Source organism: Clostridium guangxiense (assembly GCF_021043395.1).
Taxonomy (GTDB): Bacteria; Bacillota; Clostridia; order Clostridiales; family Clostridiaceae; genus Clostridium_S; species Clostridium_S guangxiense.
The window spans coordinates 24,480-43,897 of record NZ_JAJNKE010000013.1 but is presented as its reverse complement, the minus strand read 5'-3'; the positions used below and the strand labels follow the sequence as shown (position 1 = coordinate 43,897).

20 protein-coding genes are annotated in these 19,418 nt (G+C 31.0%); 3 read left to right on the top strand and 17 right to left on the bottom strand.

Annotated features, from left to right (window positions below; translation table 11 throughout):
* Positions 1-73 precede the first annotated feature (73 nt).
* The 5 genes from nagB to LQK79_RS09665 all read right to left on the bottom strand — a co-directional run bounded on the left by nagB (position 74) and on the right by LQK79_RS09665 (position 4,669).
* A complete protein-coding gene (nagB, locus tag LQK79_RS09685) occupies positions 74-799 on the bottom strand; it encodes a glucosamine-6-phosphate deaminase (protein ID WP_053241626.1) in 726 nt (241 codons plus the stop codon).
* A gap of 16 nt (positions 800-815) precedes the next feature.
* Positions 816-1,955 (bottom strand): N-acetylglucosamine-6-phosphate deacetylase, encoded by a 1,140-nt coding sequence (gene nagA / locus LQK79_RS09680; RefSeq protein WP_053241625.1) that lies wholly within the window; start codon positions 1,953-1,955, stop codon positions 816-818.
* A 16-nt stretch (positions 1,956-1,971) separates the two neighbouring features.
* Complete coding sequence (murQ, locus tag LQK79_RS09675) at positions 1,972-2,847, bottom strand: N-acetylmuramic acid 6-phosphate etherase (RefSeq protein ID WP_053241624.1); 876 nt, start codon at positions 2,845-2,847, stop codon at positions 1,972-1,974.
* Between the two features lie 17 nt (positions 2,848-2,864).
* The gene (locus tag LQK79_RS09670) at positions 2,865-3,596 is read right to left on the bottom strand and encodes a GntR family transcriptional regulator (protein ID WP_053241623.1); all 732 of its coding nucleotides are present in this window, start codon (positions 3,594-3,596) and stop codon (positions 2,865-2,867) included.
* 179 nt (positions 3,597-3,775) lie between these two features.
* Positions 3,776-4,669: a DUF7916 family protein gene (locus tag LQK79_RS09665; protein ID WP_053241622.1), complete on the bottom strand. Its 894-nt coding sequence runs from the start codon at positions 4,667-4,669 to the stop codon at positions 3,776-3,778.
* 163 nt (positions 4,670-4,832) lie between these two features.
* Here LQK79_RS09665 and LQK79_RS09660 point away from each other — a divergent pair, with 163 nt between their 5' ends.
* A complete protein-coding gene (locus LQK79_RS09660; protein ID WP_053241621.1) occupies positions 4,833-6,116 on the top strand; it encodes a hypothetical protein in 1,284 nt (427 codons plus the stop codon).
* Between the two features lie 62 nt (positions 6,117-6,178).
* On the opposite strand, the gene LQK79_RS09655 is transcribed toward LQK79_RS09660, so the two are convergent.
* The 3 genes from LQK79_RS09655 to LQK79_RS09645 all read right to left on the bottom strand — a co-directional run bounded on the left by LQK79_RS09655 (position 6,179) and on the right by LQK79_RS09645 (position 9,304).
* Positions 6,179-6,739: a PTS transporter subunit IIC gene (locus LQK79_RS09655; RefSeq protein ID WP_198149964.1), complete on the bottom strand. Its 561-nt coding sequence runs from the start codon at positions 6,737-6,739 to the stop codon at positions 6,179-6,181.
* 154 nt (positions 6,740-6,893) lie between these two features.
* Positions 6,894-7,172, bottom strand: a complete 279-nt coding sequence (locus LQK79_RS09650; RefSeq protein WP_053241620.1) for a PTS sugar transporter subunit IIB — start codon at positions 7,170-7,172, stop codon at positions 6,894-6,896.
* A 2-nt stretch (positions 7,173-7,174) separates the two neighbouring features.
* Complete coding sequence (locus tag LQK79_RS09645) at positions 7,175-9,304, bottom strand: BglG family transcription antiterminator (protein ID WP_053241619.1); 2,130 nt, start codon at positions 9,302-9,304, stop codon at positions 7,175-7,177.
* Between the two features lie 530 nt (positions 9,305-9,834).
* Here LQK79_RS09645 and LQK79_RS09640 point away from each other — a divergent pair.
* The gene (locus LQK79_RS09640) at positions 9,835-10,194 is read left to right on the top strand and encodes a MazG nucleotide pyrophosphohydrolase domain-containing protein (RefSeq protein ID WP_231016401.1); all 360 of its coding nucleotides are present in this window, start codon (positions 9,835-9,837) and stop codon (positions 10,192-10,194) included.
* A gap of 555 nt (positions 10,195-10,749) precedes the next feature.
* Here LQK79_RS09640 and LQK79_RS09635 read toward each other — a convergent pair.
* The 9 genes from LQK79_RS09635 to LQK79_RS09595 all read right to left on the bottom strand — a co-directional run bounded on the left by LQK79_RS09635 (position 10,750) and on the right by LQK79_RS09595 (position 18,498).
* Positions 10,750-11,064, bottom strand: a complete 315-nt coding sequence (locus LQK79_RS09635) for an MmcQ/YjbR family DNA-binding protein (protein WP_331000661.1) — start codon at positions 11,062-11,064, stop codon at positions 10,750-10,752.
* 32 nt (positions 11,065-11,096) lie between these two features.
* A protein-coding gene (locus tag LQK79_RS09630) for an IS3 family transposase (protein ID WP_231016397.1) occupies positions 11,097-12,433 on the bottom strand; the annotation gives its coding sequence in 2 pieces (ribosomal slippage) (positions 11,097-12,049 and positions 12,049-12,433; 1,338 coding nt in all).
* Between the two features lie 203 nt (positions 12,434-12,636).
* Positions 12,637-12,999 (bottom strand): VOC family protein, encoded by a 363-nt coding sequence (locus tag LQK79_RS09625; RefSeq protein ID WP_231016395.1) that lies wholly within the window; start codon positions 12,997-12,999, stop codon positions 12,637-12,639.
* Between the two features lie 53 nt (positions 13,000-13,052).
* Entirely contained in the window at positions 13,053-13,958 is a 906-nt protein-coding gene (locus LQK79_RS09620; protein WP_231016393.1) for a hypothetical protein, read from the bottom strand.
* A 220-nt stretch (positions 13,959-14,178) separates the two neighbouring features.
* Complete coding sequence (locus LQK79_RS09615) at positions 14,179-14,436, bottom strand: heavy-metal-associated domain-containing protein (protein WP_231016391.1); 258 nt, start codon at positions 14,434-14,436, stop codon at positions 14,179-14,181.
* A gap of 21 nt (positions 14,437-14,457) precedes the next feature.
* Positions 14,458-16,905, bottom strand: coding sequence for a heavy metal translocating P-type ATPase (locus LQK79_RS09610; protein ID WP_331000660.1), 2,448 nt, complete (start codon positions 16,903-16,905; stop codon positions 14,458-14,460).
* 16 nt (positions 16,906-16,921) lie between these two features.
* The gene (locus LQK79_RS09605) at positions 16,922-17,188 is read right to left on the bottom strand and encodes a metal-sensing transcriptional repressor (RefSeq protein ID WP_231016388.1); all 267 of its coding nucleotides are present in this window, start codon (positions 17,186-17,188) and stop codon (positions 16,922-16,924) included.
* A 209-nt stretch (positions 17,189-17,397) separates the two neighbouring features.
* On the bottom strand, positions 17,398-18,075 hold the full coding sequence (locus tag LQK79_RS09600; RefSeq protein WP_231016386.1) for an HD domain-containing protein: 678 nt from the start codon (positions 18,073-18,075) through the stop codon (positions 17,398-17,400).
* Positions 18,076-18,126: 51 nt separating this feature from the next.
* Complete coding sequence (locus tag LQK79_RS09595; RefSeq protein WP_231016384.1) at positions 18,127-18,498, bottom strand: MerR family transcriptional regulator; 372 nt, start codon at positions 18,496-18,498, stop codon at positions 18,127-18,129.
* Positions 18,499-18,583: 85 nt separating this feature from the next.
* Between LQK79_RS09595 and LQK79_RS09590 the strand changes: the two genes are divergently transcribed.
* Positions 18,584-19,381: an SDR family NAD(P)-dependent oxidoreductase gene (locus LQK79_RS09590; protein WP_053240852.1), complete on the top strand. Its 798-nt coding sequence runs from the start codon at positions 18,584-18,586 to the stop codon at positions 19,379-19,381.
* The last annotated feature ends 37 nt before the right edge of the window (positions 19,382-19,418 follow it).

The window sequence follows — 19,418 nt, the reverse complement described above, 5'->3', positions numbered from 1 at the left end:
AGATAGTATTTTAAAACACTAAATACTATCTATTCGCTTAATAGATAATCAACGAAAAAGTTAAGTCCCTTTATTAAAGCAACTTAGCGGCTTCCTTATCAACTATAATATTAACATTATTATGAAGCTGTAAAATTGAAGCTGGAACTTCAGGGCAAATTTTACCATTAATAGCTTTATAAATTGCTTCAGCTTTAGCTTCTCCATTTGCAAGAAGTACTATAACCTTAGATTGCATTATTGTTTTTATGCCCATACTTAAAGCTGACTTAGGCACCTCATCCATTGATTTGAAAAATCTTGAATTTGACTCTATAGTTTTCTTATCCAACTTTACAAGATGTGTTCCCGATTCAAAGTTTATACTAGGTTCATTAAATCCAATATGCCCATTTACACCTATTCCAAGAACTTGAATATCAATTCCTCCTGATGCTTTAATCTTCTTATCATAATCTAAACATTCTTTATCAATATCATCTGTCCTTCCATCAAGTATGTTTATGTTTTCATGTTTAATATTGACATGTTTAAATAAATTATTCATCATGTAACAATAATAGCTTTGTGGATTCTCTTTAGATAAACCATAGTATTCATCTAAGTTAAAAGTCTTAATATCAGAAAAATCTATTTCTTTATCATCATATAATTTTATAAGCTCTTTATACATGCCCGTTGGAGTCTCCCCCGTAGCAAGCCCTAACACACTGTCATGCTTTAATATCATCTGACTTGCAACCATACTTGCCGCCTTTTTACTCATCTCATCATAATTATCTACACATATTATTCTCAATTAAAACACCTCCAAATTAATTTCTATAAACTGTTTTTCCACCTACAATAGTTTGAATAACTTCAAATTCATCATTAAATATTGTTATATCAGCATCTTTTCCCTCTTCAATGCTTCCTTTTCTATCATCTACTTTTATACTTTTAGCTGGATTTATTGTTGCCAAATTAACAGCCTCATTAAGTGTTAAATTTGTGTTTTCATATATATTTTTAACAGCTCTATTAACCGTTAGTATGCTTCCTGCAAGTGTTCCGTCGGAAAGCCTTACAGAATTATTTTTTATAAAAACCTTTTGGCCTCCAATTTCTGAAACTCCATCCTTAAGCCCACCTGCTCTCATACAATCTGTTATAAGTATTACTTTTTCCTTCCCCTTTGCTTTTAGAAGTATATTAAAAACACCAGGATGTACGTGAATCTTATCAGCTATAATTTCACAATATGCATTGCTATTAAATGCAGCACCTACAACTCCAGGGTTTCTATGATGTAAAGGCGTCATAGCATTAAAAGTATGAGTAATATGATTCATACCACATTCAATTGCTTCCATAGCCTCCTCATAAGTTGCGTTAGAATGTCCTATGGATAACACTATGTCAGTATTTTTCTTTACTTCCTTTATAAAATTAAAGTTTTCATCTTTTTCTGGTGCCATTGTTATAATTTTTATTATATCCTTATATTTCTTAATAAAATCATAACTTGGCTTAACTATATAATCTTCCCTTTGAGCGCCTTTATATTTTTCATTTATAAATGGTCCCTCAAGATGTACACCTATAATTGCTGCTCCATGAAACTTCTTATTTACAGCTTCTTTTACAGTCTCAAGTGCCTTATATATATCCTCCTTACCCATAGTCATAGTAGTTGGTAAAAATGCAGTAACACCTTTTCCCGCAATAAATTTGCTTATGGTTTCAAGTGATTCCATTTCTCCATCCATAACATCTTCTCCATTGGCGCCATGTATATGTACATCTATAAAACCCGGAGAAATGTAATTACCTTTAGCATCTATAATTTCTACACCATCTTTGTTAAAATCTTTAGAGTCTACTATCTTATTTATTTTTTCATCAAATAACAATACTTTATTCTTTAACACATCTTCTTTCGTTATTATCTTACCATTAATTATAGCTTTCATATTTTCACCCTCTTGTTTATTTTAGGCTTTTTATAGCCTTTGAAATATTCCCTTGAAATTTTTTTAGGAGTTCACAAGCCTTTGGCACATCTTCTCCCATCATTATTGTAACAATTGCTACTTTAGCATTGTAATTGCACTCTTTAACTATTTTATCTATAACTAAATCATCAGCATTGGTTGCAAGCTTAACTATTTTTTTTACTCTTTCTCTTAGCTTTTCATTGATTGGTCTTACATTTACCATTAAATTTGAATATGTATTTCCAATTTTAATCATGGAGGTTGTTGAAAGCATATTTAAGACCATTTTTTCAGCTGTACCAGCTTTCATTCTTGTTGATCCCATTATTACTTCTGGTCCAACATTAACACAAATAGTTACATCAGATTTTTCACTTAACGTTCCTTGTGAACAAACAATACCAATGGTTTTACATCCAATCTTATTTGAATACTCTATTGCACTATTCACATAAGGGGTATTTCCGCTTGCAGTAATTCCAACAACAACATCTTTTTTATTTATACCTTTTTCTTTAAGATCTTTTACTGCCAAATCTCCATCATCTTCTGTTTCTTCAAGCCATCCACTTAAAGCATTATTCCCTCCTGATATAATTCCTTGAACCATAGAATCATCAACGCCAAAAGTAGGTGGACATTCTGATGCATCCATAACACCAATTTTCCCACTACTGCCGCTTCCTATATAAAATAGCCTTCCTCCATTTTTAAAACCTTCCACAATTATATCAACTGCTTTTTCTATACTAGGAAGTTCTTTGTCAACAGCCTCTGCAACTTTTTTGTCTTCTTCATTTATTTTCTTTAATACTTCAAATGTACTTAAATCATCTAAATTAATGGTATTTATGTTTCTTTCTTCCATACATTTACCTCCAATGCTTATGTTAAGAGTATTTCATATTCATATTTATCACTTCGGTTTATAGTATTTGTATACTCAATAGGAATATTATTTTCTGTGTATGTTATTCTTTTAAACATAAGTGCTAATGCATTTTCCTCCTGATTCAAAAGCTTTGCCTCAAATTCACTTAAAGCCACAGGCTCAATGGTTTGCTTTGCTTTTTTAGGCTTATAATTAAATTTCTGCTCAAATACAGCGTAAAGCGATTTTCCCTCAATCATATCCGCTGTCATTCCTTTAAATAAATGTTCCGGAATCCACACAGTTTCAATAGCCACAGGATCTTTTTCTGTCATTCTAAGTCTTCTTATTTCTATTACTTTATTAAATTCTTTTGGTATTTTAAGTATACTTATATTTTTTTTAGTAGCTTCTTTTATTTCAAAGGATATAATTTTAGTTGATGTAGTTAATCCTTTTTCACTCATTTCCTGAGTAAAACTTTTAAGCTTATATATTTCCTGCTTCTCTTTAGGTTTAGCAACAAAAGTTCCCTTGCCCTGTTCTCTATAAAGTACTCCTTCATTTACAAGTGACATTATGGCTTTATTTATAGTCATCCTGCTTACTCCCTGAATATCACATAATTCTCTTTCAGTTGGTATCATATCTCCAGGTTTAAGTTCTTCATTTTCAATCATATCCAAAAGTATTGTTTTAAGCTGATAATGCAGCGGAACTGGATCTGATTTTGATATTTTCTTCAAGCTGCTACCTCCCAACTTCAATATATAATATTATTATATCATCATATTGACATATTGTATATACCAATTTTGTTATACATATAATTAATCTACCTAAAATATTAAACTATAAAAATCACATCATATAAATAATATTTAGTTAAGCTAGTCTCACTATATAACAGAATGCAATTACGACATTATCTATTGATTGATCTCGCAATTCTTCTATATGTGTGCCTTTTCCCTCTAATAGCTATAGACATGGCCATTATATTTTCTGGAATTGCTATACCTTCATATCCAGAATCACCTATATGTTGAATATCAACTCCTGCTCTTTTGCTTGAAAGTGCGAACTCCCTAATAGTGCTGCTGTCCGCTCCTTCTTGACTTGTACCAATTGTACTCATGGATAATGCACCTTTAGTTTTTACAAGTTCTACAGCTTCATGAAGTTCGCTTTCCTGAAATCCTGGTACAGTTCCTACCGCTGGCATTAAAATTACATCTGCACCATTATCTATAAATTTTTCAACAGCTTTTAAATCAACTACTGGCTCATTCACTCCAGACGAATGCATTTTTCCAGCAAATACAAGCCCATCAAAATGTTTTTTTGCTAAAATTATAGCATCTTCAATTTGTTTATTTGTCACTCCCGTTTTAGGATTACCAGTTAAGCAAACAAAATCAAATCCCAATTTATTCGCTAACTTAAAGGTATCCTCGCAAGCAGTTCTTCCTTTAGGTATTTTTAAAGTATCTTCCATCATATTTGCATGAATATCCACAGGCTCCAAATTAAGACCTATAGGTCTACCTGTATAATTTTTCAAAAGTTCAATTGGATTATCTGTTTGTGGCAATCCTTTAATTTCACACTTATAGCAATCAAACGCATTTAAGAGCAATAAATCCGCCCCAAAAGCAGCCGCCAATTCTGAATTTGTAACACTAGAAACCAAAGGTTCAACTGAAACAATATTTTCAGACAACACAGTTCTTCCCTCACTTGCTAGAATAGCTTGCTTTAATTCCTTAGCTGTCATACTTTTCATATCACTAGCTGTACAATCTAATAATCTTTTCATACTTTGTCTCCCTTCATACTATAATAAATAGCTTATCAACTAAAATATTGCCATTAAATTTATGCTATGTCAACAAAAAATCAATTTATTGGTTCTACCCTTTACTCTCTACTCTAACTAATGTTATTATTAATTTAATAATTTACATTGGAGAGAATTTATTATGGAACAAGCAAATGAACTAAAGGTTTCTAATCAAGTACATAACTTTATTAGTTCTTTTACTGATACTTGGTGGAGTACCAGCAAAGACTTTCCAAAGCTAAAAAACACCACCACCTATTGGCATAAAAAGAAGCAGGAAAGGCTTACAAATGATTTTATAGACAAGTTTGTAAAAGCAATAAAAAGCTTTCCCTTAGGAAATCAGAACCAAAGAATATGGAAAAAGAATATAAACCTTTTAATTGATAACTTCGTAGCTAATTCAGATTTAATAAATAGTGAGGATAAAAATATTCTATTTAGCGAAGCCTTGCTTAAAAATACTGAAAACTTTGTTAACGAAGCCCAAGCTTTCAATCCAGATATGCCTATTGAAAATATAGGCCAAGCATTGAGAAATCTATGGATTATGAATATAATACAAATGCTGTTTGGCAAATTGCCTAAGCTTACCCCTTCTATATTTAGTTACAGCATGCTATATCCTTACACCGATAATTTTTTAGATGACAATAATATCTCAAAATCAGAAAAAATAAAAATGAATGATACCTTTGAAAAGAAATTGGCTGGAGAAAGTGTTCAGCCAATTTCACCCTACGAAAGACACCTTTTTAATCTTGTAGAAAAAATAGAAGGTGAGTTTGATCGTTCTAAAAACATAGAGGTTTTTGAAAGCTTACTTTGCATTCAAAACGCTCAAATGAAAAGTTTAATACAGCAGGGAAAACTAACTCTGCCTTACGAATGCGATATTTTAGGAATTAGTATGGAAAAGGGAGGCAGCTCTGTGCTTGCCGATGCCTATATTGTAAACGGAAGCCTAACTGAAGAAGAAGCTGAATTTTTCTTTGGATACGGAGTACTGCTTCAAATATGTGATGATCTTCAGGATGCAAAAGAGGATTTTAAAAATGGTCATATGACTATTGTATCTCAATTATCTACAAAATGGCCTTTAGATCATATAGCAAACTGTTTAATTAATTTCACCTTTGATCTTTTAAACAATACTAAAGCTTTTAATTGTCCTAATATAGATTTGCTTAAAGAGCTAATACAAAAAAACTGTCTTAAACTAATACTCTTTGCTATTACTAAGAATAAGAGCCTCTACAGTAAAAAATACTTTAAAAAAATGAAGGCATACTTTCCATATACACCTAGATATATGAAAAATTTATACAAGAAACTAAAAAGAAAGTATTCAAATAATATTAAAGAAAGCTATAACGGCATGACTACAAACGAGATTATAATGTACGCTTTAAAACCGGAATAGTTACAAAAATGAATAACAAGCAAGTCAACAAGATTTTAGCGACCTGCTTGTTATTTATAACACTATTTATTGCACAATTTCTTTGCACTTTCTACTATATTTTGTACTGTAAAACCATACTTTTCAAATAAAATATTTGCTGGTGTTATAACCATAGTTGCACCTAAAAGTAATGATGCCACAATTATAAGTTCAGGACCTTTAAATCCTAAAACAGATAATATTGCTGCTAATAAGCCTGCCATAAATAACATATGATGCCCTGTTAAAAATATGTATTTCAATGAAGTAAGTCTAGCAATTAAAATATTTACAATAAATCCGAATGCCATAATTAGGGCCATTTCTGTACCAAAGTTCTTTTGAACTAACGCTATTACCGCCTCATTGGTTGGAACAACTCCTTGTATATGGAACGCACTTTGAAATGCAGGTCCCAAAATATTAAGATTGTCAGCTATTGCACCTGAACCTAGCTGGAATATTATAAAACCAATAATAGTTTTAAATGTTCCAGTAACAATCTGAGATACTGGTTTCTTTAGAGCAATTAAACCTATCAACGCCATAATTCCTACGACGATTGCAGGTTGATCAAGAAAGCTTACAATAAAATTAATCATTATTTTTTCCCCCCCGCTTATTATCAGCACAATCATTTACACCGATTTTTAATTTTATATATCAAGTGCTGCTATATTATTTATATTTGCTAAAAGGCTATATTTAATATACAGCACTTAATTTCTTTAAAAAAGATTAGATTATAACTACTCATTACTTATTTAAATTTCTTATTGCCTCCATAACTACTTCTTCTATTGTTTTTTTGTCTATTACATTTTTTACATAAACAGTATTGTATCCTTTACCATCAATTTGAGATTTCAATTCATAAGTTGTTACAACTAAATCTGCAGTTTTACCTGTTAAAGATCCTAAATCACATGCTTCAACATTAGCGCTTACTCCATTTTTCTTTAATATATCATCCATATTCATTTTAAGTATTAAACTTGATCCCATTCCCATTCCACATACAGTTACAATATTCATTTTTACATCTCTCCTTTATTTTTAATATAATTTGTTATTTCACTAGGATTATTTGCATTTGAAACAATTTCTATAAATTCCTTATCACCTAAAAATGTAACTAGCTCAGATAAAGCTTTTAAATGGCTTGAGTGATCTACTGCGCATAAACATACCACTAAGCTAACTGGATCATTATCTTCATTTCCAAAATTAATAGGCTTTTTTAAAGTTATAAGGCTCATTCCTATTTTTTTTACACTTTCATCTGGTCTTGCATGAGGCATTGCAATACCAGGAGCAATTACAATATATGGTCCTAATGTTTTAACACTATTAATCATGCCTTCAATATAACTCTGCTCTATTACATTGTTACTTTTTAGTATCTCTCCTCCAAATCTTACGGCTTGTTCCCAATTTTCTGCTTCTACATTTAATTTTATAAAATCATCTGTTAATACTTCTCTTAACATTGGTTCATATGCTCCTTTCTTAATGTCGTTACTTATTGAAAGATAACTTGCTAATTCTTGTGTCAAGCTTTCACTATTTAAAATAGTGCAGTTACGACCTATTATGTCCATTATTTCCTTTAATGAAATTTTGCGTACATTATTGGTATATCCCCTGTTATATTTTCTTAAAACTGAACTAATATCATTTACATTTTTTTCTGTTAAAAATGGATTTACCTCAATACATGGAACATCATTAGTATTTAATCTTATAGGCACTGTAGTAATAATCAAGTCCACTTTTTGATTTTTAAGTACATCACTTAAATCATGGTATGATATAGTATCAATTATATTTAAGTTAAAAAGTGACTGAATTTTTGATGATACAAGCTTTGCTGTCCCCATACCTGTAGCACACACTACAATAACATTTATATTTGTATTATCTGCTTTCTTATTTCTCTCTATTGCTGCACCAAAATGTAAAGTTATATATCCTATTTCTTCTTCGCTTAATTTATTTCTGCCATATCTCTCAATTTCATAAGCAGAACTTTTAATGGCATAAAATAATTCTTGATAGGATTCTTTTATTTCTTTTAGTAATGGATTTTTTAATATAATATCATGCTTTAATCTATATATCGCTGGTCTTATATGCTGTATAAGTCCATTTAACAACTGCTTATCGTCAAATAAACTAATGTTTAAAATTGAACTAACCTTCTTAATTAAATCATTGGCAATATATTCAATTGTGCCCCAATCTACATCATTATTTTTTGATATAGAAACATTGCTTCCTAACAAATGTATAGTTATATATCCTATTTCATCTACAGGTATAATAATGTTAAATTTATTCTCAAGTGCTTTTGCAATACTTGATGCAACAACAAATTCTTCTGTGACTTCAAGTGACTTCAATTCTTCCTTTTCCATTACAATATCCTTTTGTTCCTTTATTCTTTTTATTGCAATGGCTATGTGTATAACTAATCCAGAACATGCTTCGTCTGTGAATTTGTTTTGCAATTGTTTCTCTGCAATGTTTACACAACTTTCTATATAAGGAATATCAATATCATTAAAAAACTGTTTTTTATACTTATCTAAGGCAAATTCTGATCTTGAAATCTTAGGATACTTTATCAAATTAAGTGCTTTGTAGACATCCACATTATTTGTAAGTAGACTAATTGCCGCTTTTCTTAAATATTTTTCTTCTCCGGCAATCATTACTCCATGCCTTTTACAAGGCTTGAGCTCTAGATTTTTATCTAAAAGCCATTCTCTTACTTTATCCATGTCCTTTAAAATAGTGCTTCTACTTACTAGCAAATGTTCTGCAAGATTATCCATTGTTATATAATTTCTACTTTCTAACAGTTCAATAAGAATCATATTAATTCTTTCATCTTGAGATAATGCATATTGATTTAAATCAACTTCGCCAATTAAATTTAATAAATTATTTTTTTGTATTGGACTACATTTATAAGATATACCCTCATTAGGCTTTCTGATTAATTGTGGCAAATTACTACTTTTCAAAAAATCATCTATTTTATCAAGGTCATATCTTATAGTTCTGTTACTTACTCCAAAACTCTTTGATAGTTCTAAAATACTAACATAATCTTCAGTATTAACAATTTCATTCAACAGCTTTGAACAACGTTTATTCAGCATAGGTATACCATCTTCCTAAATTTAATATTAAATTGCATTTAATTTCGCTTACAATCTTATTATAATATATCTATACGTTTACACAAGATTATAATTTTTCATTGCAATGTGGCAAAAAAATATCTATTCCTTTTTACTCTCAATGTATAGTGCTATAATTTTAATATATTAAATCTAGAAGATAGATGGGCAACTTGAAACTTTAAAATGACTAACACCAAATTTATCCTGACCAACTGGAAGTTGATTCAGAGCACAGAGTACAAAGTACAGAGTACAGTGAAGGTGGATTTACCTTTCGTTTCTCTCAGGTAAATCTTAGAACTTAATAGTGTCAGCTACGCTGAGCACTATATTTTAAGCGCTTTGCGTGCATTAAGTTTAAGATTTTTTGTAGCGACAGCGGAGAAAAATCATCCTTCACTGTACTTTGTACTCTGAGTTAAATTCCAGTTTGTATGGATAATTTGATATTAGCAATTTCAATCTTTCGGCTTGTTTATCTATAGATTATAAAGAGGTGTATCTAATTGATTGAAGACAGTAATTTAAATATATCCGAAATGCTAAAATTATCAATGGACTTATGGGAAAAGCATAAGAATGAATGGGCTCCAATGGAACCTGAAAAAGGCAAAAACTTTATTTTATATATGATTGAAGAAATAGGAGAAGTTATAGCTATAATAAAGAAAAAAGGTGAGGATGAAATTATGAATAATCCTGCCGTAAGAGACCACTTTGTTGAAGAACTCTCTGATGCTATGATGTATTACATGGATACTCTTAATAGCTTCAAAGTATCACCAGAAGAATTTTCAAAAGCCTATGTTAAAAAATTTGAATATAATATGAAAAGAAACTACGAAAAGCAGTATGCTGCAAAGTAACAGTATTTTGAGATGTTAAATGAAAACTATAAATCTAAGGAGATGATTGTTAAAATTCTAATAAGTTCCAATAACTCGTTATCACTCAAACAGATTGAAACTTCTAAGCCTTTTAACAATCATCTCCTAAGATTTATTAGCTTTCATTTAAATCATCTCTTCAATACTGTTACTTTGCTAACCCGAAAATACAAGGAATATTTTTCTCAGGTTCCCTATGAAAAATACACTATTAACGAGATTTTACAATAAAAATAATGATAAATTGTTTAAATAATGTGCTATAAATATTCACGCCGAAATTCCGTAGGAACGGAGGAATTTTTTCCTTGCACTACTGTGGGAATGAAGGAACGATTTAAAAAAATTCTAATAAATCTTGGTTCAAAAATTGTAAAATGCTTAGATATTTCAATCTGTCTGAGCGATAACGAGTATAGACATATACGAGGCTTGGGCTTTGCCCATTATCCTTCCTATAGCCCAAAGCAGGCACTATTTAAAATAGCCACATAGATTTATAAGATTTTTTTAACGCGACGAAGCATTGTTACTTCACAATATATTCTTTTCCTTCCTAGTAAGTCCTTTAAACACAAGATCATAAGACATATCTATTAAAAATTTAACCTTATCATCTTCAAAATCTTCCCCAACAGTTACAGTATTCCAGTGTTTTTTATTCAAATGATATCCGGCTTCAACAGCCTTATAGTCTCTCCTTAAATCTATAGACATAAATGGATCGCATTTTAAGCTTATTTTTAAAACAGGATTAGTTATATCTGTAAGCAAAAACATCTTAGAACCAACCTTCATAACAAGAGTTTCACCATCAAAGGGAAAAGTTTCTGTTACACCTTTTAAAATGTACCCTTTGTCAAGGACAATTAAAAAAAAGTCTATACTACATTAATAAGATGATTTCTGTATTGAACAGGAGTCATCTTTTTTAAATTCCACTGATATCTATAGTTATTATAATAGATTAAATACTGCTTAATTTCCTTCTTTAACTCTTCAAATGTTTCGCATTGTTTTATATATGCCTCATCTTTAAAATGTCCAAAGAAAGATTCTTGTGGAGCATTGTCCCAACAATTACCGCGTCTTGACATTGATTGAGCAAGCTTGTACTTTTTAACTAATTTTTGGAATCTTGGACTGGTATAGTGTACTCCTTGATCTGAATGAATAAATGCATCTTTATCTAATTTTACTTTCCTATTGTTTTTTAGCTTGTATAGCGTATCTATTGCTATATCTAGTGTTAGACTATCAGATATATTATAGGCTAATATTTCGTTTGTAGATCCATCTTTAATTGTTGATAAATATGCTTTTTTGCCCTTGCCATAAAATAAATAAGTTATGTCTGTTAACAATACCTTACCTGGCATCTCTTGCTTAAAATTTCTCTTTAGAATATTTGGCAAAACAGTATGTTCTTTTGTTGCTTTCATCATTCTTCTGTATGGATTGGCTTTTCTAATTGGACAGACAATACCATATTTTTTCATTACCCTTCTAATACATTTTAAATTGTATACGATATCAAAATGACCTTCTAATGTCATTTTAATTTGTCTAGCTCCTTTTTTACGATTTTTAAAATTATAGGCTTTCAAAATATTATCTCTAAGCAACTCGTCTTTATTATCGCGTTGTGCTCTAGAATTGTGTGATTTGGATGAAAAATAGTTATAATATCCCGATCTAGATACTTCAGCTATTTTGCATAAATAGTTAACCATATTTTTAAGTTTATATTTTTCAATTACTGATTTTATAATAACAAATTTATTGTTTGCGGCTAAATTTACTTCTTCTTGCTCAGCCTCCTTTCTAGATGTTGAATTTTTTTTAATAATTCATTCTCCGCTTTAAGCAAGTTATTTTGAGCTTTAAGACGTTTATATTTTTCTTCTATCGAAAGTTCTTTCTCACTTGTTCTTCCAGAGTTCAATTTTCTGGTATCAGTTAATCCAGATACACCATTATTTCTATAAGAAGTTCTCCATCTGCCTGCTGATGCTTTTATTCGTGTAATTCCAAGTATATCTATATCAAAACCACACTCTTCGAAAATTTCCCTTGGAAGTTTTCCTTTTTCGTTCTCAGTAATAAAAATGTTCTTAAATTCATCAGTATAGGTGATGCCTTTCTCACTTACATTCTTAACATATCTATTTTTATATAATATTTCTAATTCTTTTTTTGTAAATATTTTATTACTCATTTGCATTCTCCTAATGTTATTTATCTTATTATACACAAAAATACCCCATAGAGTAGACTTTTTTATAATGTCTACCCTATAGGGTACATTTTATTTTTTTAATTTGCAGTATTTTTTTATATCCTCTAAGTTCATATAAGCCTCCCCCTTTCAGAGCAAATGGCAAAGAGTAGAGTGATGGAATCTTTTGTTAGGTACAGCACTTAATTTTTCCTTAATATATGAATTGCGAAGCCGCCAATCTCTTGTTCCAAATAGATAAGCTTTATTTTCTTATCTTCATCATACTTTACTGATTCATAGTTGAATTTCACTCCTTTTGCTTCTAAATACTTTACCGCTGCTTCTACATCTTCTGTAGAAAATCCAATATGTCCATAAGTTCCAAAACCTTTATATTTCATTACCTCAACACCACTGCCAGCAAATATTGACACTTCAGTTTCCTCTTTATCAAAATTAAATATACTAGATAATAGTGAAGATACCTCTTGAGCCTTTTGTGTATTTTCTGTATTTATGCCAACATGTGCTAGTGTAAATACTGGTTTTTTTAATCGTTCCATAAAATCACATCCTATTTTATTTTTATATATAGAATTTCTAGTTGAACTACTGACTAATTTATTAAACTTTTCAGTACGCTATCTTTAGCGTTTATATTTCTTTGTATATTTTTATAATTTATGCTAAATTCCGCATGATCGCCTAGTGCATGTGGAACATTTACACTGATAACAATAGAATCCTTTGTTAAATAGCTAAATGTACTAGATGTATTTACATTCTCAATATCTAGACTATCAGCCTCATTAAAGTATTTAATCAAATTATTAGCACTAATATTGTCATTAACATATTTAACAATCTCTGCTTGTTGTTCTTTACTATATCTAGATTGAAAATTTACATATTGACCTTTTTTAAAGGCCTTTACAAGGTCTTGATTTACTTGAACAAAATCAGATAATCTCAGCTTTTTTCCATTTTTTACGTCAATGTTAGTAGTATAAAATATATTACTTGGATGAGCAGAATTTGAGCGACTTGCCACGCCAGAATACTGGATACTAAGCAAATCTGAAGCTTGTAATTTTACAATATAATTAAGAGTCAAATTTGAATCTCCTGCAATATTTTTATTTACATATGATACTACATCATTTTTAATTAATTCATTTATTACTGATTGTTTATTACTGTCACCAAGGCCAGTAATTTGAGGATAATTTATTGTTATATTTTGGTTTTTATACACATTTGAATTTAATTGATAAACTTCAGCTGCCTGATTTGAATTTTGTGTAGTACCCTTGTTTTCACTGCTACTATTACCGCCAGCTTTTCCTTGGCTGTCAGTGCTATTTTTAGTTGTATCAGTATTATTTAATTGTTGGGCTTGAGGCGCTTTATTGCTTTGAGTACTAACATTAGCAGAAGTATTCTTAACTTCCTTATTATTTGTACATCCTACCATGAAAAAACTTAAAGATAGTAAAGAAATAACTATCAATTTTTTATTCATTAAATTACATTCCCTTCATAAATATTATTGTGTAATTATGAATTTATTTAGAACTAAGCAGTCACTATAAACATCTTATATGATAAAACTTACTCAGTAACAAATTCATTCTAATTATAGCAACAACCTACCTTCATGTAAATATATGTAACATTCATTTCTAGCAAAAAAGCATAGAGAGAATTATATTAAAATAATCCTCCCTATGCTTTAGTTAATATTATGCTTTAAACTTTTTAAAAAGTCCCTTAAGCTTTGAACCACTTTCTTCTGATGCTTCTTCAATTTTTACGACCTCATAACCAGCATCTTCAACTGCAGCTTTTATTTTTTCATCTGCTACATCATTACCTATTACTGCACATTTCTTTTTTAAATCCACCTTTACATCTGATGCTCCTATGCTTTCTAGAGCCTCCTTAGTATGCATTACGCAGTGCTGACAACTCATTCCTTCAATTGATATTTTCTTTGCCATTTTAAATTCCTCCTTTATATATTACATGGGTTTAAACCCCTTAAGTCTAAGTGCATTTGTAAGAACAGATACTGAACTAAAACTCATAGCAAGTGCTGCTATTATTGGATTTAGAAGTGGTCCATGGAACAAGTATAATATTCCCATGGCAACTGGTATTCCAAGAGTATTATACCCAAATGCCCAAAACAAATTTTCTTTTATATTTTTTATTGTCTTTTTGCTAAGATCAATAGCTGTAGCAACATCTATTAAATCACTTCTCATTAGAACTATATCAGCAGATTCAATTGCAACATCTGTTCCTGATCCTATTGCCATTCCTATATCCGCTTGTGCTAATGCTGGTGCATCGTTTATGCCGTCTCCAACCATAGCAACTTTTCTACCTTCATCTTGAATCTTCCTAACTTCGCTTGCTTTATCCTCTGGTAAAACCTCTGCAAGCACTCTATCAATACCGACCTGTTTTGCTATAGCTTCAGCGGTTCTTCTATTATCACCTGTTATCATTGCAACTTCTATTCCCATGTTGTGAAGTCTTTCTATCGCCTTTTTACTATTTTCCTTAACGGTATCAGCAACAACTACTATACCAGAGATTTCGCCATCAATAGCCTCATACATTGGAGTTTTGCCTTCCGCTGCAAGTTTATCTGAAACTTCGCTTAAGTCTTTTAATCCTATATTTCTTTTATCCATTAACTTTTTATTTCCAAGTAAAACCTTTTTACCATCTATATTAACTTCAATACCCATACCTGGTACAGCCTTAAAATCTTTAACTTGAAGAAATTCAATATTTTTTTCCTCTGCTTCTCTAACTATTGCCTCACCAAGTGGATGTTCCGAATTTTTTTCAGCCGATGCAGCCATTTGAAGTAGATAATCACCATCTATACCTGAAACAGTAACAATATCGGTAACTCTAGGTTTTCCTTCAGTTATGGTTCCAGTTTTATCAAAAACTACTGTTTGAACTTTATGCGTATTTTCAAGGGCAGTTCCATTCTTTATAAGCACTCCATATTCAGCACCCTTTCCTGTTCCAACCATTATTGCTGTTGGAGTTGCTAAACCAAGGGCACATGGACACGCAATTACAAGTACCGATATAAATATAGTGAGTGTAAAGGTAATATCTTTTCCTGATAAATACCACGCTGCAGAAGAAATAATCGCTAAAGTAATTACAACCGGAACAAAATAGCCGGATATTATATCCGCAAGCTTTGCAATTGGAGCTTTTGACCCTTGCGCTTCCTCAACAAGCTTTATTATTTGTGATAATGCCGTATCCTTGCCAATCTTAGTAGCCTCATATTTTATTGATCCATTTTTATTTATGCTGGCACCTATAATGCTGTCTCCAACGTTCTTTTCTACAGGAATGCTTTCTCCTGTAAGCATGGACTCATCTACTGAAGTAATGCCTTCTACAACTCTTCCGTCAATGGGCATCTTTTCTCCTGGTCTAACTACTATGATATCCCCTACTTTAACTTCATCTATGGGAATTTCTATTTCCTTATCCTGACGTATAACCTTAGCCGTCTTAGGGGCAAGCCCCATTAGCTTTTTTATGGCTTCTGAAGTTTTTCCTTTTGAAACGGCCTCCATATATTTCCCCAAAGTTATGAGAGTAAGTATGACACCTGCAGATTCAAAATATAGCTGTGCTGAATTGTTTATAGCAAAAATTTCATATATTCCAAATACACTGTATAAAAACGCTGCTGATGCTCCAATTGCAACGAGTGAATCCATATTAGGACTTCTTTTAATTAGAGTTTTAAATCCAACTTGAAAAAACTTTTTCCCCTCAAACATTATTGGTAAAACCAATGTAAGCTCTATAACTGCATATGCCCTTTGATGCATCATTGGATCAATTGCTTCTGGAAGCATCATGCCCAATCCTTGAAGTATCATAGGTCCCATAGCTATGATTAAAAGTGGTACAGCAAATACAGCTGATATAACAAATCTTCTCCATAATGCACTTATATTTTTTTCTTTTCTTTCTCTATCCTCATCAACTGAAATTATCTCTTCGGATGCCTTATATCCAGCTTTCTCTATTGCCTCTTCTATATCCAAAATACTTGTTCTTGACGTATCAAAGCTTACACTTAATTTTTCAGTTGCTAGGTTAACATTGGCTTCAGTTACCCCATCAAGTTTTCCTGTAACCTTTTCTACAGTTCTAGCACAAGCTGCACAAGTCATACCTTGTATGTTCAGAATCTTTTTTGTTGTCTCCACAAGTGCCTTATATCCTGCTTTTTCTATAGCCTTTTGGATATCTGGAACACTTAATTTGCTTTCATCAAAATCTATGTTAAGTTTTTCTGTTGCCAAGTTTACATTTGCCTCTTTTACTCCATCTAATTTATTTGATGCCCTTTCAACAGCTCTTGCACAAGCTGCACAGGTCATACCTTGTATATCTAACGTTTTGTTCACTATAACTCACCACCTTTACTTATTTGTCACTAATTTTAGAAAGTAATGCTATTATTTCATCAACCTTCTCTTCACCATTATTATGCAAAAATGCTTCTTTAACACAGTGATTAAGATGCTGTTTTAGTATTAGCATATTTGCTTTTTTTAATAGTGATTGGGCTGCAACTATCTGATTTGAAATATCAACGCAGTATCTTCCTTCTTCTATCATTTTTATTATGCCCTCAATTTGTCCTTTTGACGTTTTTAATGCCCTTACTGCAGCTTCTTTTTCTTCATTCATATATACCCCTCCCCCGTACGGTGGTCTGTATTTTTAAAATACCACTTATTATTTTAAAAGTCAATAGACCTTGATTATCTTTTTCACTATCTATTGTTTCCAAATTATATTAATATATTTGTGTGTAGAAGTTATGAAGAAATAAAAATACAATTATGAGCCATGATTACATTAAATACGTTCTGAGCCTAGAAATATAAGAATGTTACTTATAATTCCAATGAATTTTTCAACAAATTTATTCCAACTTTATGAACTGAGCTAACTTCTCTATACATGCTTTCATAAAAATCAATGCTTGCTTTCCTACTCTTTTCTGCAATTTTCTTCGCACGGTTAGTAAAAAACTTATCATACACATTCTTTAACTTCCAGTTGTATTCCTTAAAAAATGATGGTGACTCATCCCCACTTCCATCGAGAACATTGCCAGTTTCATCGATAGAGTACAGCGGTTCTGAAACAATTCCTTTATATGCCAGAGTTCTTGCTATTCCAACAGTACCTACAACATCCAACTTATCTGCATCAAATAAAATTTTTGCTTCTATACTTTTAGGCAAATTATTATTTCTATATCTGTGGGTAGATATACATGCTTTTACATGACTTGCCTTACTTTCAATCCATTTTATTTCACATAAATACTTATATGCCATATCCGCACCAACAACAGCATGGTCATATTCTGAATTTTTGAATTGCGCCTCTCGCCCAATATCATGCAGAAGACAAGCCGCAATTAACACATCTTTATCAACACTATAATCACTTGCTATATCTAAAGCAAAGTACAGCACACGATAAATATGCTGGCAATCATGGGCACCGTCCTTCATACAAGAAAGCATATACTTTTCAATTTTTAAATACATTTCTTTTTTCATAGTTAACACTCCTTACTATATCTCGTGTAGCATATACTACACGGATTCATTTTAATTATTTTCTTCTTTATCAATTTCATCCTTATAAAAATCAATCTTTCCATCTAATTTTATCAAATGTTCCTGCAGTTTTTCTATTTCTTCTTTAAGTACAAATCTATGCTTTATCAGCATGTCCATTCTTTCATTCATTGTAGACTTACCCATAGCACGCAGCTTTGCATACTTATTGATTTCCTTAATAGGCATTCCTGTATCCTTTAATCTTTTTATGAATTCTATCCAGTTTATGTCGTCTTCACTATAAACTCGTCTGCCATTTTTCTTACGCTTCGTAGCAATCAATTCTTCCTTTTCATAGTATCGCAGTGTAAAAGCACTTATACCTATAAGCTTTGAAAATTCTCCAATTGAATAATCCATATAAATTCTCCTTAATAAACACTTGACTTAGAGCTTACTCTAAATTGTACAGTATAAGTATATTAAATTTAAGGAGGCATTTCAAATGAGAAATGATAATAAAAAATATGTAACTGTTACAGGTGCCAGTTCTGGTATTGGATATGAAACAGCAAAGGCTTTTGCTAAACGGGGAAAAAATCTAATCATTGTCGCCCGTCGTAAAAATAGTTTGGAAAAGTTAAAAGCAGAAATTTCAAAAGAAAATCCGAAACTTGATATAATAATAAAATCAATGGATTTATCTATCACAAAAAATGTTTACAAGCTATATGAGGAATTAAAAAATTATGAAATTGAAGCTTGGATTAACAATGCAGGCTTTGGTAACTATGCTAGTGTTGCAAATCAAGATTTAACTAAAATTGAAAACATGCTTCATTTAAATGTAGAAGCTCTAACAATTTTATCTTCACTTTATACTCATGACTACAAAGATGTTCAAAACACCCAATTAATTAACATTTCCTCCGCAGGTGGCTATACTATTGTGCCAAATACCGTTACTTATTGTGCAACTAAATTTTTCGTAAGTACTTTTACCGAAGGACTAGCACGAGAACTAAAAGAAAATCACGCTAAGCTGCAAGCAAAAATTCTAGCACCTGCTGCCACAAAAACAGAGTTTGGAAAAGTTGCTAATAATGTTAGCGAGTATGATTATGATAAAACTTTTGGCACTTATCATACTAGTAAGCAAATGGCAGACTTTTTAATTAAACTATATGATAGTAATGAACCTGTAGGACTTATAGACAGAGAAAATTTTGAATTTAAACTTAGCTCACCGCTCTTTCCTTATTCCGGCAATTCAAGCCACAACCAAAAAAGTACTACAAATTAATTTTATTAAAGCTCTAGACTTTAATCTATGCCATCTA